The organism is Roseomonas indoligenes, from assembly GCF_017813365.1.
Lineage (GTDB): Bacteria > Pseudomonadota > Alphaproteobacteria > Acetobacterales > Acetobacteraceae > Roseomonas > Roseomonas indoligenes.
On record NZ_JAGIZA010000018.1, the window covers coordinates 73,498 to 87,654 of the forward strand.

Below are 14,157 nucleotides of genomic sequence, written 5' to 3' on the forward strand. Positions count from 1 at the left end.
GCGGGCGTCTCAGGGCCGCAGGCCGGTCCAGTAGGTGCCCTCATAGGGAACGGCCGCGAAGCGGGTGTTGAAGGCGTCCATCGTGGGCCGCGGATCGAAACGCTCCTTCGCCTCCGGATGCAGCCAGCCCGCCAGGGCCTGCAGCGCGACGAGGTGCTGCGGTGTCTCGTTGAACCCGTGCCAGATCCCGAAGGCACGCCCCGCCGCCACGCTCGGCAGGCCCTCCAGGCGCTGCGCCGCCAGCATGCTCGCGAGGGTGTTGGACGCCACCTCCGGCGCGATCCCCGCGCCGAGCGACACGCCGCCGCGCCCGTTATAGACCCCGCCGGTGGTGACATAGACATCGGCCGGATGGGTCAGGACGTACTCGAAGTGCAGCTGCCCCAAGGGGGTTCGCAGCAGGTCGGCGGCGATGCTCCGCCCCCGGACCTTCTCGATCAGGGCCGTGAAGCTGCCCTGCGCGATGGAGAAGCAGCACTCACGGCCGCCGCCGTGATTGTGCAGCAGCACGGAGGCGACCGGCGGACGGCTCGCCGTCAGCCAGGTGTCCAGGCTCTGCATCTGCGCGGCATAGAAGGCTGAGAGCTCCCTGGCCCGCTCCTCCCGGCCGAGCAGGGCGCCGAGAATGGCGATGCTGGGCAGGGTGTCCCGCATCGGGTCCGCCATGCAGTCGATCACCGCGACGGGCACGCCGAGGGACTCGACCTTCGCCAGCACCTCGCTCCTCCCGCGCGCATCGACGGGGGCGATGTTGAGCCGGTTGAGGAGGATGAGGTCCGGCTGCTGCGCGACCGCCGCCTCGAGGGAGAAGTCGGCCAGGATCTTGCGCCCGAGCTGCGGGATCCCGGCCAGGCCAGGGCTGTGCCGCGTCCAGACGGCGTACTCGTCGGGGAACACCTCCACCAGATCGCTCGCCCACCCGACCAGCAGGGACACGGGGTCGGGATGCAGGAGCCCCATGAGGCTGAGCAGCCGGCCCTGCCCGAGGACGATCCGGCGAGGCGTGCGCGGCAGCCTCACCTGCCGGCCCAGCAGGTCCGTGACGGCAATGGAACCCTGTGCCCGGAGAAGGCCCGGCATCGCCAGGGACATGCCGATCCCGAGGGCAGCCCGGCGGCCGAGACGGGAGGCCCCGGTCATGGCGGCGATCTATGGGTCTGACCGACCCACGCCAGGTCCAGCCCCCGTGCGATGATCATTCCCATCGCGTCGAATCGGTTTTGGACGCTGGAATGAGTGCTCCGCCGCAAACCGGCGGCGATCGCCGCATCGCGTCCTGGCACATCGCTGATTTCCGAAGCTTCTTCTGCCCAGCTCTGCATTTCCCGGGGTCTCCATACCACCCCGAAGGGTCTCACGCCGAAGTGAGCAATGCCGATTGTCGCCTCGGGAATCCATGCTACACCGGCTCAGGAAGATGCGAATAGACGCATTCGCAACAATGATCGTCGAGCCGGTCCATGGCATCGCCTGACCTGAATGGCGGTTCCGCCATGTTCGCGCTTTCAGACGTCAGCCGAGGCCGCCCGATGCGACGACCCGTTCAGACCCAAGGCGCGGCGATGCTGCTCCTGTTGACGGGTATCGGCCCTGCTGCCGCGCAGCTGGGCGGCCCCGTCACCCCGCCCACCGACGAGCCGAATCCCGGGGCTATCACCGTGCCCGCGGTGGACGTGCTCGGCCGCGCCACGCCGAACGAGGGCTACCAGCCGCTCCGCGCCACGGTCGGCGTCGGTTCCGAGGCGCGGATCCTCGACATCCCGCAATCCATCGCGGTGGTGCCGCCCGCCGTCATCCGCGACCAGGCCGCCTTCAGCCTGGACGAGGCGCTGGCCAACGTCTCCGGCATTGCCCAGACGAACACGCTCGGCCAGACCCAGGACGCCATTATCCGCCGCGGCTTCGGCGACAACAGGGATGGCGGCATCCTCGTGGACGGGCTGCGCACGGCGCTGCCGCACGTCTTCAACGGCGCGACCGACTACGTGGAGGTGCTGAAGGGCCCGTCCTCCACCCTTTACGGCATCCTCGACCCCGGCGGGATGGTGAACGTCGTCACGCGCCGGCCGCAGCTCAACGCCGCCACCGCCCTCACCGGGCGGATCAGCACCTTCGGCGGCGGCGCGACGGGCTTCGACACCACCGGGCCGATCGGGACCAACGGCTTCGCCTACCGCATCATCGGCGAGTACCAGAACCAGGACTACTGGCGGAACTTCGGCAGCGTCCGCCAGAGCTTCATCGCCCCGATGCTGGCCTGGTACGGGCAGAACACCACGGTGGAGACGAGCTACTGGCATGCCGACTACGACGTGCCCTTCGACCGCGGCACGATCTGGGACCCGGTGCACCGGACCTTCGTCAACACCGATCGCCGCCGGCGCTTCGATGAGCCCTACAACATCTCCCACGGCAGCTCGGATTACGGCACGATCCGGGTGGGGCAGCGCTTCGACCAATCCTGGCGGCTGGACCTGCGCTATGCCTACAGCGTCAACAACTACTCCGACAACCAGGCGCGGGTAACGGCCTTCAACGGCAACACCGGCATCGCGACCCGCCGCGCCGACGCCACCGACGACAGCACCATCTTCAACCACGCCTTCCGCGCGGATGTGAGCGGGGACGTGTCGATCGGCGGCTTCCGCAACGAGCTGCTCTTCGGCAGTTCCTACGATTATGTCAGCACCCGCCGCACGGACCTGATCCGGGGCACGGTCAACCAGCCCTTCAACATCTACAACCCCGTCTACGGCCTGCTCCCGACCAGCCGCAACGTCGTTGCGACCGACAGCGACCAGACGGAGCGCGTCGACAGCTGGTCTCTTTACGCGCAGGACAGCCTGCACCTGAACGACCAGTGGATCGTCGTCGCCGGCCTGCGCTACCAGCGATACGACCAGGTCGCCGGACGTGGCAGGCCCTTCGTGCGCAACACGGACACGGAAGGGGACCGGGTGACGCCGCGGGTGGGCATCGTCTACCAGCCGATGCCGGAACTCGCCTTCTTCGCGAACTACTCCCAGTCCTTCAAGCCGAACTCCAATATCTCCACCCTCATCGGCTCGCAGCCGCCGGAGACGGGGGAGAGCTGGGAGATCGGCGTGAAGGCGGAGCTGTTCCAAGGCCTCACCCTCACGGCCGCGGCCTTCAATATCCAGAAGCACAACGTCATCTACCGCTACCAGGCAACGACCGGCATCACCGCCACGGCCGCCGCCGGGCGCGTCCGCTCCTCGGGCTTCGAGCTGGACATGGCCGGGCGGATCACGCGCGACCTCAGCTTCATCGGCAGCTTCGCCCTGACCGACGTGGATGTCGTGCAGGACGTCGCCTATCAGGGGCGCCGCCCGGCCAACGTGCCGCGCACCACGGCCTCCGCCTTCCTGAGTTACGATGCGGGCCAGATCATCGAGGGCCTCTCCTTCGGCGGCGGCGTGCGGCACGAGGGGCGCCGCGCAGGCGACCCCGACAACACCTTCTTCCTGCCGAGCTACGTCGTGGCGGATGCCTTCGCCGCCTACGACTTCCGCATCCAGAACACCAACCTTCGGGCCCAGGTCAACGTGAAGAACATCTTCGACAAGACCTACTACCTGTCCTCGATCGGCACGAACAACCTGGGTGTGAACTATGGTGAGCCGCTGCAGGGCATCTTCTCCGTGACGGCGCGGTTCTGAGGCGGAGCGCCGGCCGTCCAGCCCGGGCGGGAGGGACAGGGCAGGTCGCTTGCCCGGCACCGCTTATCCCTTGATGGGGCTGCTGAGGCTGGGACCGATGGCGAGCTGGACCCCTGATCCTGCATGGGGGTGCGGTCCTGTGCGACCCTCCGCCGGTCTGTTGCGTTCTGCACTCGACCGGGGCCCGGCAGGGAACGTCGCAGGCGGCAGACCCTACCCCCCGCTTCCGAGGAGGTAGGACAAGCCCGTGCCATTGAAGAACAACTGGCCCAGCCCGCTGGCCGCCGCCCTGCTAGCGCTGGTCGGCCTCATCCTCGTCGGCACCCGGCCGGCCGAAGAGGAGATCGCACTGGCGAGGTCCCCCGGTGCCGGCCAGCCCTCTGGCGAAGGGAAAGAGGCCACCGGCCCGCGCCAGGGCCGCGGCCGGGAGGCGAGGTCCCCGTCCGAGATCCCGGCCCAGGGCTGGTGGGATATCCTGAAGCGCACCGCCGCGCAGGCCTCCGAGGACCGTCTCCTCACGGAGGCCGCCGGGATCACCTTCTACACCCTGCTCGCCCTCTTTCCCGCGCTGACCGCCCTCGTCTCGCTCTACGGCCTCGTCGCCGACGCGGGCGATGTCACCAAGCACCTCTCGGACCTCTCGGGCGTGGTTCCCGCGGGTGGCATGCAGATCATCGAGGAGCAGGTGAAGCGCGTCGCGGAGCAGGGCAACGGCAAGCTCGGCTTCGGCCTGGTCTTCGGGCTCGCCGTCGCGCTCTGGAGCGCGAACGGGGCTACCAAGGCCGTCTTCGACACGCTGAACGTGATCTACGAGGAGAAGGAGGAGCGGAGCTTCCTCAAGCGTACGGCCGTCACCCTGGCCTTCACGCTCGGCGGCATCCTCTTCGCCCTCCTGGCGATCGGCACGATGGTCGCGCTGCCCATCGTGCTGAACTTCGTCGGCCTCGGCGAGACCACGGAATTCCTTCTCAGCCTGGCGCGCTGGCCGCTGATGCTGGTGGTCATTGCCGCCCTGCTCGCCTGCCTGTTCCGCTACGGACCCAGCCGGAACGAGGCCAAGTGGCGGTGGGTCAGCTGGGGCGGCGCCTTCGCGGCGGTTTTCTGGCTTATCGGCTCGGCCGGCTTCTCCTTCTACGTCGCGAATTTCGGCAGCTACAACGAGACCTACGGTTCCCTCGGTGCCGCCGTCGGCTTCATGACGTGGATCTGGATCTCGGCCGCGATCGTGCTCGCCGGGGCCGAGCTGGACGCGGAGATGGAGCGCCAGACCGCGCACGACACCACGAGGGGACCGGAGAAGCCCAAGGGCATGCGCGGGGCGACCGTGGCCGACGCCTGACGGCCTGAGCCGGACGGCGTCCGCGCCGGCCAAGGCCTGCCCCAGGCACTGCTGCTGCCCTGGTTCCTGGAGCAGTCCGTGACACCTGCCGGCTGGGCCCTCCGCTGCGGCGTGACGGCCCTGCCGATGCCGCGCCGATCAGGGGCGGGCGCGACGGTTCCGGTACCGCCGGCACGTTGGTCCTGCTGGTCCGGGGCGGGCTGAAGCTGGAGCGGTGGCCACTCTCGGCGCCCGTTCCGGCTGGGGGCGGCACGCCCGCCGCTCGGCCGTGGCAGCCGATCCGTCCAAGACCGGCGCGCCCGGACAAGGCATGACGCCCCGGGCCGCAGGACGGCATCGCGCGCAGGAGAAGCGACATGGACGAGAAGGACGCCGCGCCCGCCGGGATCACCCGGCGCGACGCGATCCTGGCCGGGGCTGGCATGGCCGCCGCCCACGCCTTGCCGGCATCGGCCCAGGCGCAGACGGGCCGGCACCCGGCCACCCCCACCACCCACAGCGAAGGACGCAGGAGCATGAGCTTCGTCACCACGCAGGACGGCACCCAGATCTTCTACAAGGACTGGGGCTTGGGCACGCCGATCGTCTTCCACCACGGCTGGCCGCTGAGCGCGGACGACTGGGACGCGCAGATGCTGTTCTTCCTGTCCCAGGGCTACCGCGTGATCGCGCATGACCGGCGCGGCCACGGGCGCTCCAGCCAGTCGCCCAAGGGGCACGAGATGGACACCTACGCCGCCGATGTCGCGGCGCTGGCGGCCCACCTAGACCTCAAGGGCGCCATCCATGTCGGCCACTCCACCGGCGGCGGCGAGGTGGCCCGCTACGTGGCCCGCCACGGCGGCAACGGGCGCGTGGCCAAGGCCGTGCTGATCGGCGCCGTGCCGCCGATCATGGTCAAGAGCGCCTCCAACCCCGGCGGTCTGCCGATCGAGGTGTTCGACGGCTTCCGCCGCGCGCTCGCCGCCAACCGCGCCCAGTTCTTCCGCGACGTGCCGGCCGGCCCCTTCTACGGCTTCAACCGCGCGGGCACCGAGACCATCCCCGGCGTGGTGGACAACTGGTGGCGCCAGGGCATGACCGGCAGCGCCCAGGCCCATTACGAGTGCATCAAGGCCTTCTCCGAGACCGACTTCACGGAGGACCTGAAGGCGATCAACGTGCCGGTGCTGCTGCTGCACGGCGAGGACGACCAGATCGTGCCGATCGACGACTCCGCCCGGATCGGGATCAAGCTGCTGAAGCACGGCACGCTGAAGACCTATCCCGGCCTTCCGCACGGCATGGCCACCACGCATCCCGAGATCATCAACGCCGACCTGCTCGCCTTCATCAAGGGCTGAAGGCAGGGCCTGATCGCGTCCGGTCTACCCCGGGGAGAGGAGGAAGTCCTTCTCTCCCCGAACCTCCTTCCGAGATCCGGCACGGTCTGCGGTGTCGCTCCTCGCCGCGTGGGAACACCGCGATGGCGGTATTCACGGAGGCGGGGTCGTGGTGTTGCGGCGCATTGCCGGTGCTAAGGAGGGTGACGACCTGCAGGGTCGGCAAAGCCGGTTCAGCGCGTGCCAGTTCTCCATGGGAAAGCCGATGTCGTGATCGCCGCGAGCATGGTCTCAGCGGGCGCCTCGATGCTGCGGCCGTCGATGCGCCACGCCATGCGCTTGCCTGATCGTCGCGCCAATTTTGGACCTGGCCGGCGTGCCGGGCGAGGCGATGGTCGAACTCAAAGCCAGGATCGTTGGCGCGATCGCGACGCTCGCCGCGCAGGCCCGGAACAGGCTGGCGAACGGGTCGGGCAGAGACGGCGACTTGGGTTCCCTTCACCCGCAGGCTCGGGCTGACCTCCGGCTAGGCCGTGGGTTCGTCATGGCGGGCCCAGGGGCGTGCCGAGGCGCGTTGTGGGGCCAGCCACCTTCTGCCGCTCCCGCCGGGTTGCGGGCGCCCACGCCGGGTCTCGGAGGTCCTGTGGCCTGCCCTTGCTGGTCCAGCCTTTCGCGGCCAGGCTGTCCGCCCATACGCAATCCGGGGCCTGACCCGCCGTGGCTGATGAACCGATCAAAGGACCCGCGTCTTACTTTCCGTCGATCGAGAAGAAGTATGGAAGGCCGATCGCCGAATGGCAGGAGCTGGTTCGCAGCCGCCTGCCGGCGAAGCACATGGAACTGGTCTCCATGCTGAAGAACGACCACGGGATGGGTCACGGACACGCCAACGCGGTCGTGGCGCACGTCCTGTCCGCCGAGAAGGGTTAAGCCGCTCCTGATGCCGGCACGTCCTGCAAGACCCGGAAGCTGACCGCCGCCTGCTTTATTCCCCCCATCGTCCGGAGCGGAGGGCCCCGGTGGGCCCGCCGTGCCGGAGGTGATCCCCGCGGCTAAGGGCTGACGGCCGCGGTGATGCCAAGCCGCTCCGCCACTCGCCGCGCCGTGGCCTCACGCTGCGTGGTCACTGCCCTCACGCTCTCGCGCATCGCGGCGAAAACCTCCGGGGGCGCGCTCGCCGGCGTGCCGGCGTCGAATGGCGGCTCCGGCGCGTAGACCATGTGGAGCTGGATGCCCTGCGCCGCCGCGTCGCCGCGCAGCTCCGCCGCCAGCCGCAGCGCGCCGTCGATCCCGGCGGTCACGCCCGCGGCAAACACCCAATTGCCGTCCACTACCACCCGCTCATCCACCGGGATGGCGCCGAAGTAGGGCAGCAGGTGGAAGGAGGCCCAGTGGGTCGTCGCCCGCCGCCCCTTCAGCAGTCCCGCCGCGCCGAGGACCAGCGCGCCGGTGCAGACCGAGAAGATGCTCTGGGCGCCCTCCGCCTGACGCCGGATCCAGCCCAGCACCTCCTCGTCGTCCATCAGCGCCTCCTGCCCGAAGCCGCCGGGGATGTGCAGGACGTCCAGCTGCGGCGCCTCGGCGATCGCGGCGTCGGGACTGATGCGGAGCCCCTTCAGGTCGCGGATCATCCCATCGGTCTTGCCGTAGAGCCGGTAGGTGGAGTTCGGGATGCGCGCCAGCACCTCGAAGGGGCCGGTCAGGTCGATCTGGTCGATGCCGTCGAAGATCAGCGAGCCGATGTTGACGTGGCGGCTGGGGTCGATCATGCGTGGATGTCCATGGCAGGGGTTGAACCGCGCGCGGAGGCGCGGCGGAAACGATCGCGGTAGTCGCCCGGCGAGGCGCCGAGCTGGCGGATGAAGGCGCGGCGCATCGTCTCCTCCGTGCCGAAGCCGCAGCTCTCGACCACGGCGGCCAGCCCCCCGCGCCCGGCCTCCAGGCGCTGCCGGGCCGCCTCGACGCGCATCCGCTCGAGGAATCGGGCCGGCGTGAGGCCGGTCTCCTCGCGAAAGACGCGGGCGAACTGGCGTGGGCTGAGGCAGGCGCGCTCGGCCATCGCCTCGATCGAGAGGGGACGGTGCAGGTTGCCGGGAAGCCAAGCTAGCAGCGCGTCCAGCCGCGACCCGCCCCGGCTCTGCGCCGCCAGCACGCTGCTGAACTGCTTCTGGTCGCCGGGCCGGCGGAGGAACAGCACCAGTTCCCGCGCGACGGCCAGCGCCAGCGCATGGCCGTGATCCTCCTCGACCAGGGCCAGCACGAGGTCCATGCCCGCCGTCACCCCCGCCGAGGTCCAGAGAGGGCCGTCGCGGATGAAGATCGGCTCGGGATCGACCTCCAGGCCGGGATGGCGCCGCGCCAGCTCGGCGCAGTAGCGCCAGTGGGTGGTCACGCGCCGCTTTTCGAGCAGGCCGGCGGCGGCGAGGATGAAGGTTCCCGTGCAGACGCCGACGAGGCGCTCCGCCCGCGCTGCCAGATGCTGCACCAGGTCTTGCAGCCGCCGGTCCCCAGCGCGTTCCCGCGCGCCCTCTCCGCCGATCACGATCAGCGTGTCGAGCGATTCCAGGCCGAGCAGCGACGCCTCGCTCGCCATAGGCTGGAAGGCGAGCCCGGCCGAGGTCTGCGCGCGGCCCGGCCCGGCCACCACGTGGCAGGTGACGTCATAGAGCGGCGTGGGCTCCGGCCGTCCGCACCCCGTCGCGTGCAGCCGGCCGGCCTGGGCCAGCACCTCGGCGGGGCCGGCCAGGTCCAGCAGCTGCACCGGGGCCGCGCCGAGGATGACGACGCGGCGAGGGGTGGGAAGGGCGCTCTCCATGCCGGGCATGCTGCTGCGCCCCCGCCATGGCAGCAATGCCATTCTCCCCTCCGATCCTGCCATGATGGCCATGGCAGGATCGGAGGGGAAAACGTCATTGCCGACGCCCCCGCGCCGCCCGAGCCTAGCCCCTGGGGAACCCACGACACGGCCAGAACCATCCGAGCGAGGTGTGCATGGCCCTGCAGACGATGATCCGGCGCCGATTGCTGCCCGCGCTGGGTGCGGCGCTGCTGGCGCGCCCGGCCCTCGCTTTCCCGGAACGCACGCTGCGCATCATCTCGCCCTTCAACCCGGGAAGCCTGAGCGACGTCATCGCGCGTGGCCTCGCCCAGCCGCTCTCCGGCGTGCTGGGCCAGCCGGTGGTGGTGGAGAACAGGTTCGGGGCCGGCGGCGGGATCGGGGCTGCGGCGGCCGCCCGCGCGCCCGCCGATGGCCACACGGTCTTCCTCGGCATGGTGGACGTGATGGCCGTCAATCCCTTCACCTACCGCAGCCTAGCCTACGACCCGGAGCGCGACTTCGCGCCGGTCAGCTTCGTCACCCACGTTCCGACCGCGCTCATCGCCGGCCCTTCGCGCCCGGATATCGGGACCTTCGCGGACCTCGTCGCCGCCGCGAAACGCGCGCCGGGCGCGCTTTCCTACGCGAGCTGGGGCGTGGGCAGCACGTCCCAGCTCTCCTTCGAGCGGATCGCGCGCCCCACCGGTGCCAGCTTCCTGCACGTGCCCTTCACCGGCGCGGCGCCGGCCGTGCAGGCCGTCCTGGCCTCGCAGGTCGATGTGATGGTGCTGCCGGCCGGCGCCGCCGCGGCCATGGCGCGGAACGGGGGCACCCGCGTTCTCGCGGTTGCCTCGCCCGCGCGCCTGCCCCTGGTGCCGGAGGTGCCGACGCTCGCCGAGCTGGGCCTGCCGCTCTCGCTCAGCCTGTGGCAGGCGGTCTACGTGCCGGCGCGTACCCCGGCGCCGGTCATCGCCCAGCTCAACGGCGCGTTGCGGCAGGCCATGCAGGCGCCGGGCTTCGTGGAGCTGGTGCAGACCCAGGCGGGCCGGCCGGAACCGGGCAGCCCGGAGGAGTTGGCGGCCTTCGAGCGCAGCGAAAGACAGGCCTGGGGGGCGGTGGTGCGGGAGCTGGACATCCATCTGGAGTGACCGGTGCGGACGCGGATGGCGGCGGCCCCGGAAGCCCTGGCGGTGCTGGCGCGGCCAGGAGGGATCGCGGCCGCGAAGGGCCGCCTTCCTCAAATTCGACTGATCTGCCGGCGCACCTCGTCCGCGATGGGGTGCAGCCGGTCGGCCGGCAGGGGCCCGGCCAGGCTGTACCCGGTGCCGTCCATGGCCCAGGTAAAGGCCTCCACCACACCCTGGGAGGACCGGGCCATCGGGGCGTTCTGGTCCGCCGCCATGCCGCGCGTCAGCAGCACCAGCCGTGTTCCCCGGTCGTCGTCGAACATGAACATGGCGGCCGGCCCTTGCGGCGTGGGCACCACGCGGCCACCCATCAGCCGGTAACCGGAGGCGGAGAGGTCCGGCGGGGCCACCGGGCGGCCGAGCCGATCGGAGGCCCAGGCCACCAGTTCGGCACCGCTGCTCGCGCGCAGTTCCACGGGGTGCCGCATGTCCGGGGCATAGGCGGCATAGGTGTCGGCCGCCTGCTGGGCGAGCGCCGCGATCCCCGCCGGGGTGCCCCCGGCGGCGGGGCCGGCCAGCCCGTGCAGCCACCACCCGCCGGTCCCGCCCAGGCCAAGGGCCAGCAGCACCGCCGCGGCGGCCCGCCAGCCCGCCATCGCCGGCCGGCGCCGCGCCGCGACCAGCCGGCCGATCTGCAGCTCCGGCGGGATCGGCTCCTCCGCCACGGGGCAGAGGGCCTCGCGCAGCGCCGCCCTCTGCCGCCGATAGGACTCGACGCGCGCCGCCACGTCCGGGTGTGCAGCGAGGTAGGCCGTCACCTCCGCCTGCCGCGTCGCGTCCAACGCGCCGTCCACCAGCCCGTGCAGATCCTCCTCGGTGATCGGATGTCCGCTCACTTCACCCTCCGCAGATGGGATTGGGGATGGGGCATGCCGGCCGCCTCGGCGCCCTCCATGGCCTGCCGCAGCCGCTCCCGCCCGCGGGACAGGCGCGACATGACCGTGCCGAGCGGAATCTTCAGCGTCTCCGCCACCTCGGCGTAGGAGAGGTCCTCGACGGAGACGAGCAGGACCACGCTGCGCTGCTCCTCCGGAAGGCTTTCCAGGGCGCGCAGCAGGTCGCGGTGGCGCAATCCCTGCTCCTGGGTGGGCGGCAGGCCGGTGGCAGCCTCCGCCGCCGCGTCCAGCGGCAGGTGCGGGCCGCGCCGGGTGGATTGGCGCATCCGGTTGACGGCCAGATTGTGCACGATGGAGAAGAGCCAGCTCCGCGCATCCCCGTCGTGCCGCCGCTGGTGCCAGCGGCCGATGGCGCGCTCCAACCCGTCCTGCACCAGGTCGTCCGCCGCGCCGCGATCCCGCAGCAGGGCGCGCGCGTAGCGCCGCAGGGCGGGGATGAGCGGCTCGATCAGCCGGGCCATGTCGTTCAAGGCGAAGCCGATCCTCCAGCGATGCGGGCCCGCCCGGGGTCCGGGCGGGCCCCTGGGCTCAGTGCTGCTGCACCTGCACCGGTGCCCCGGGGGCCCCGGCGCCGCCCGGCACGATCACGAGGTAGCGCCTGGGCCCCTCGGCGGCACCCTGCACCACCTGCCGGATCGGCCCCACCGCGTTCACGATGGCGGCACCCGCCGGGTTCGTCATGAAGTTCGCCAGCGGCTCCAGCCCGCCGCGCCCATCCGCGTGCTGCGCCAGGGCGAGGGCATAGGGCTTGCCGGGCTGGAGGCCCGTGACGGAGGCCTGCAGCACCTGGGTCAGCCCCTGCTCGAAGAGGGAGACGCTGGTGGGCATGCCCGGCTTGCCCGGCTCGCCGAGGGTGAGGTGCGCGGTCTGGCCGGCGGTGCCGAGCGGCTGCAGGTTCGCGCGCCCGTTACCCTCCGGCACCGCGCCCGGCACGTAGTTCACGGCCTGCGGTGCCTGGCCGATCGGCACCTGTCCGACCACGCGGTTGGTGGCGGTGTCGATGGCCACCATGGCATCCGCGTTCTCCAGCCCGACATAGATGCGGCTGCCGTCGCCGGAGGGCCAGAGGCCGTGCGGCAGCTTGCCGACGGGGATGGTGGCGACGGGGGAGAAGTCGTCCGTGCGGAAGACCTTCACCTCGTTCAGGCCGCCGACCGTCACATAGGCGAAGGTGCCGCGCGGGGTCGCGGCGAAGTTGACGTGGTTGGTGATCGGCCCCGTCTCGAAGCTGCGGATCACGTTGAAGGGCGGGCGCGCGTTGAAGACCATCGTGCGGCCGACATCCTTCAGCGTCATCCAGACCTGGGTGCCGTCCGGCGTGGCCGCGATGTTCGGGCAGAAGGGGCTGTCCTGCCGGATGCGGCCGATGATCTCGTGGCTTGCCGTCGCCACCACCACCGTCTCCGGGTTGAAGGAGGAACAGACGTAGCCGTAGGTGCCGTCCGGCGAGAAGATCGTCATGCCCGGGCCGGCAGGGACGCGGATGCGCGTCTTCTCCTCGAAGGTCTTCGCGTCCAGCACCGAGACGTAGTCTTCCCCGCGCACGGTCACCCAGACCTCCGATCCGTCCGGCGTGAAGAAAGCCTCGTGCGGGGAGCGGCCGACATAGGTGGTGTGCTTCGCCGCGTTGGTGGCGGTGTCGATGAAGGTGACGGAGTTGCTGCCGATGGAGACCACGGCGAGCGTGCGGTGGTCCGGCGAGAAGCCCATGCCGTGCACCAGCACCTGCCCGCGATACAGTGGGCTGAAATTGCCGGGCTGCGGATCGCCCAGCCGGATCACGCCGAGCAGCGTGTTGCTCGCGGGATCGGTGACGGAGACCGTGTTGGAGAACTGCTCGGCCGCATAGACCCGGTCCTGGTGGGAGACGGGAATGTCGGGCGCCGAGGCGGCGGCCGGGGCTTGGCCGGCCAGCGCCCCCTGGGAGGCGATGGCCGCGAGAAGGCTTCCGCCGAAGCAGGCGGTGGCCAGAAGACGTGCTCTCATGGGGATCGTCCTATCGGAGGGAAGCGGGCGCGGCCTGGGTGGGGGAGACCTGGGTTGGCGCGGGGGCGGAGGGCGGCAGCGCCTCGCCGAGGGCGAGCTGCATGGCCGCGATCTCCTGTTGCTGCGTGACGATGATCTCTTGCGCTAGGCGGCGGAGCTGCTCGTTGTGGCCGTAGCGCAGATAGGCTGTCGCCATGTCGATGGCGCCCTGGTGATGGGGCGCCATCATCGCCACGAAGTCGCGGTCCACGTTACCGGTGGGATGGACGGCCATGGCGTCCATCATTCTTGTCATGGCTGCATCGTTCTCGGCCAGGTAGCCGGCCTCGCCCGCTGGCCTCTCCGCCCCGGCCTCGGGATGGTGATGCCCCTCATGCGCCAGGGCAGGGCTTGCTGACAGGCCAATCGCCAGCATCATCGCGGCGCCTCGGGCGCGTCTTCGTCTACAGCTTCCGATCACGGCATGTCCTTCGCGGCACTCTCCGCATGAGAGGAGGACAATGGCGGCGCCGGTTTATTCCTTGCCGCCCCAAAAAATTTCGACGGCTGTTTCCCCATCGGAGATGGGCGGAATGTAATCCCCCGTCATCGCACGAGCCGCGGCATGGGGCTGCTTGCCTTCAAAGGGGGCGTGCCGTTCCATCATGGGGCGGCGATGAGGGCGCTGCCCGGGCTCGGGCAGGCTGGAACGTGCCACCCGCCCCTGTGCCGGATCTGCGCCAGACCACGGACGCCCGGAGGCTGTTGAAGAATTATTTGGCCGTCTGTATAATTGAGTGGAGCAGACTGCGCTGGAGAATTGCGACATGGCGATCAGCGATGCGGACATGATCGAGGCCTGGAGGAAGGTCCTGACGCTGTCGGCGCTGAAGCCGGGCGAGGTGGTGACGGTGCTGACAGGGGCGGCGACGCACCCGCAGACGCTGTCC

Annotated in this window: 12 protein-coding genes; 5 read left to right on the forward strand and 7 right to left on the reverse strand. The window is 70.6% G+C overall.

What is annotated here, in order from left to right; genetic code table 11:
- Positions 1 to 9: 9 nt before the first annotated feature.
- On the reverse strand, positions 10 to 1,140 hold the full coding sequence (locus J5Y10_RS22535; protein WP_209376374.1) for a TroA family protein: 1,131 nt from the start codon (positions 1,138 to 1,140) through the stop codon (positions 10 to 12).
- 422 nt (positions 1,141 to 1,562) lie between these two features.
- On the opposite strand from J5Y10_RS22535, the gene J5Y10_RS22540 reads away from it, so the two are divergent.
- The 4 genes from J5Y10_RS22540 to J5Y10_RS28120 all read left to right on the forward strand — a co-directional run bounded on the left by J5Y10_RS22540 (position 1,563) and on the right by J5Y10_RS28120 (position 7,271).
- Positions 1,563 to 3,680, forward strand: coding sequence for a TonB-dependent siderophore receptor (locus J5Y10_RS22540; RefSeq protein WP_209376375.1), 2,118 nt, complete (start codon positions 1,563 to 1,565; stop codon positions 3,678 to 3,680).
- A gap of 247 nt (positions 3,681 to 3,927) precedes the next feature.
- Positions 3,928 to 5,019, forward strand: coding sequence for a YihY/virulence factor BrkB family protein (locus J5Y10_RS22545; RefSeq protein WP_342452995.1), 1,092 nt, complete (start codon positions 3,928 to 3,930; stop codon positions 5,017 to 5,019).
- Positions 5,020 to 5,534: 515 nt separating this feature from the next.
- Entirely contained in the window at positions 5,535 to 6,362 is an 828-nt protein-coding gene (locus J5Y10_RS22550; RefSeq protein ID WP_209376389.1) for an alpha/beta fold hydrolase, read from the forward strand.
- A gap of 696 nt (positions 6,363 to 7,058) precedes the next feature.
- Positions 7,059 to 7,271 carry a DUF4287 domain-containing protein gene (locus J5Y10_RS28120; RefSeq protein WP_209376376.1) on the forward strand — a complete coding sequence of 71 codons (213 nt, stop codon included), beginning with the start codon at positions 7,059 to 7,061 and terminating at the stop codon, positions 7,269 to 7,271.
- Positions 7,272 to 7,393: 122 nt separating this feature from the next.
- Here J5Y10_RS28120 and J5Y10_RS22560 read toward each other — a convergent pair whose 3' ends face one another.
- Together J5Y10_RS22560 and J5Y10_RS22565 are read right to left on the reverse strand one after the other, a co-directional pair.
- The gene (locus J5Y10_RS22560; RefSeq protein WP_209376377.1) at positions 7,394 to 8,110 is read right to left on the reverse strand and encodes a DJ-1/PfpI family protein; all 717 of its coding nucleotides are present in this window, start codon (positions 8,108 to 8,110) and stop codon (positions 7,394 to 7,396) included.
- On the reverse strand, positions 8,107 to 9,198 hold the full coding sequence (locus tag J5Y10_RS22565) for a GlxA family transcriptional regulator (RefSeq protein ID WP_209376378.1): 1,092 nt from the start codon (positions 9,196 to 9,198) through the stop codon (positions 8,107 to 8,109). The genes J5Y10_RS22560 and J5Y10_RS22565 overlap by 4 nt, the downstream gene beginning before the upstream one ends.
- A gap of 134 nt (positions 9,199 to 9,332) precedes the next feature.
- Here J5Y10_RS22565 and J5Y10_RS22570 point away from each other — a divergent pair, with 134 nt between their 5' ends.
- On the forward strand, positions 9,333 to 10,307 hold the full coding sequence (locus J5Y10_RS22570) for a Bug family tripartite tricarboxylate transporter substrate binding protein (protein WP_209376379.1): 975 nt from the start codon (positions 9,333 to 9,335) through the stop codon (positions 10,305 to 10,307).
- 89 nt (positions 10,308 to 10,396) lie between these two features.
- Here the strand turns inward: J5Y10_RS22570 and J5Y10_RS22575 are convergent, their stop codons facing one another.
- The 4 genes from J5Y10_RS22575 to J5Y10_RS22590 form a co-directional block, all read right to left on the reverse strand.
- Positions 10,397 to 11,182, reverse strand: coding sequence for an anti-sigma factor family protein (locus J5Y10_RS22575; RefSeq protein ID WP_209376380.1), 786 nt, complete (start codon positions 11,180 to 11,182; stop codon positions 10,397 to 10,399).
- Positions 11,179 to 11,703, reverse strand: a complete 525-nt coding sequence (locus tag J5Y10_RS22580; protein ID WP_209376390.1) for an RNA polymerase sigma factor — start codon at positions 11,701 to 11,703, stop codon at positions 11,179 to 11,181. The genes J5Y10_RS22575 and J5Y10_RS22580 overlap by 4 nt, the downstream gene beginning before the upstream one ends.
- Before the next feature lie 67 nt (positions 11,704 to 11,770).
- Complete coding sequence (locus J5Y10_RS22585) at positions 11,771 to 13,228, reverse strand: YncE family protein (protein WP_209376381.1); 1,458 nt, start codon at positions 13,226 to 13,228, stop codon at positions 11,771 to 11,773.
- A gap of 10 nt (positions 13,229 to 13,238) precedes the next feature.
- A complete protein-coding gene (locus J5Y10_RS22590) occupies positions 13,239 to 13,646 on the reverse strand; it encodes a DUF305 domain-containing protein (protein WP_209376382.1) in 408 nt (135 codons plus the stop codon).
- Positions 13,647 to 14,157 lie beyond the last annotated feature (511 nt).

Excerpts from the sequence above, each read along its gene's own strand:
- J5Y10_RS22535 (WP_209376374.1), bottom strand. The coding sequence starts at position 1,140 with ATGACCGGGGCCTCCCGTCTCGGCCGCCGGGCTGCCCTCGGGATCGGC.
- J5Y10_RS22540 (WP_209376375.1), top strand. The coding sequence starts at position 1,563 with ATGCTGCTCCTGTTGACGGGTATCGGCCCTGCTGCCGCGCAGCTGGGC.
- J5Y10_RS22550 (WP_209376389.1), top strand. The coding sequence starts at position 5,535 with ATGAGCTTCGTCACCACGCAGGACGGCACCCAGATCTTCTACAAGGAC.
- J5Y10_RS22560 (WP_209376377.1), bottom strand. The coding sequence starts at position 8,110 with ATGATCGACCCCAGCCGCCACGTCAACATCGGCTCGCTGATCTTCGAC.
- J5Y10_RS22565 (WP_209376378.1), bottom strand. The coding sequence starts at position 9,198 with ATGGCATTGCTGCCATGGCGGGGGCGCAGCAGCATGCCCGGCATGGAG.
- J5Y10_RS22570 (WP_209376379.1), top strand. The coding sequence starts at position 9,333 with ATGGCCCTGCAGACGATGATCCGGCGCCGATTGCTGCCCGCGCTGGGT.
- J5Y10_RS22580 (WP_209376390.1), bottom strand. The coding sequence starts at position 11,703 with ATGGCCCGGCTGATCGAGCCGCTCATCCCCGCCCTGCGGCGCTACGCG.
- J5Y10_RS22585 (WP_209376381.1), bottom strand. The coding sequence starts at position 13,228 with ATGAGAGCACGTCTTCTGGCCACCGCCTGCTTCGGCGGAAGCCTTCTC.
- J5Y10_RS22590 (WP_209376382.1), bottom strand. The coding sequence starts at position 13,646 with ATGATGCTGGCGATTGGCCTGTCAGCAAGCCCTGCCCTGGCGCATGAG.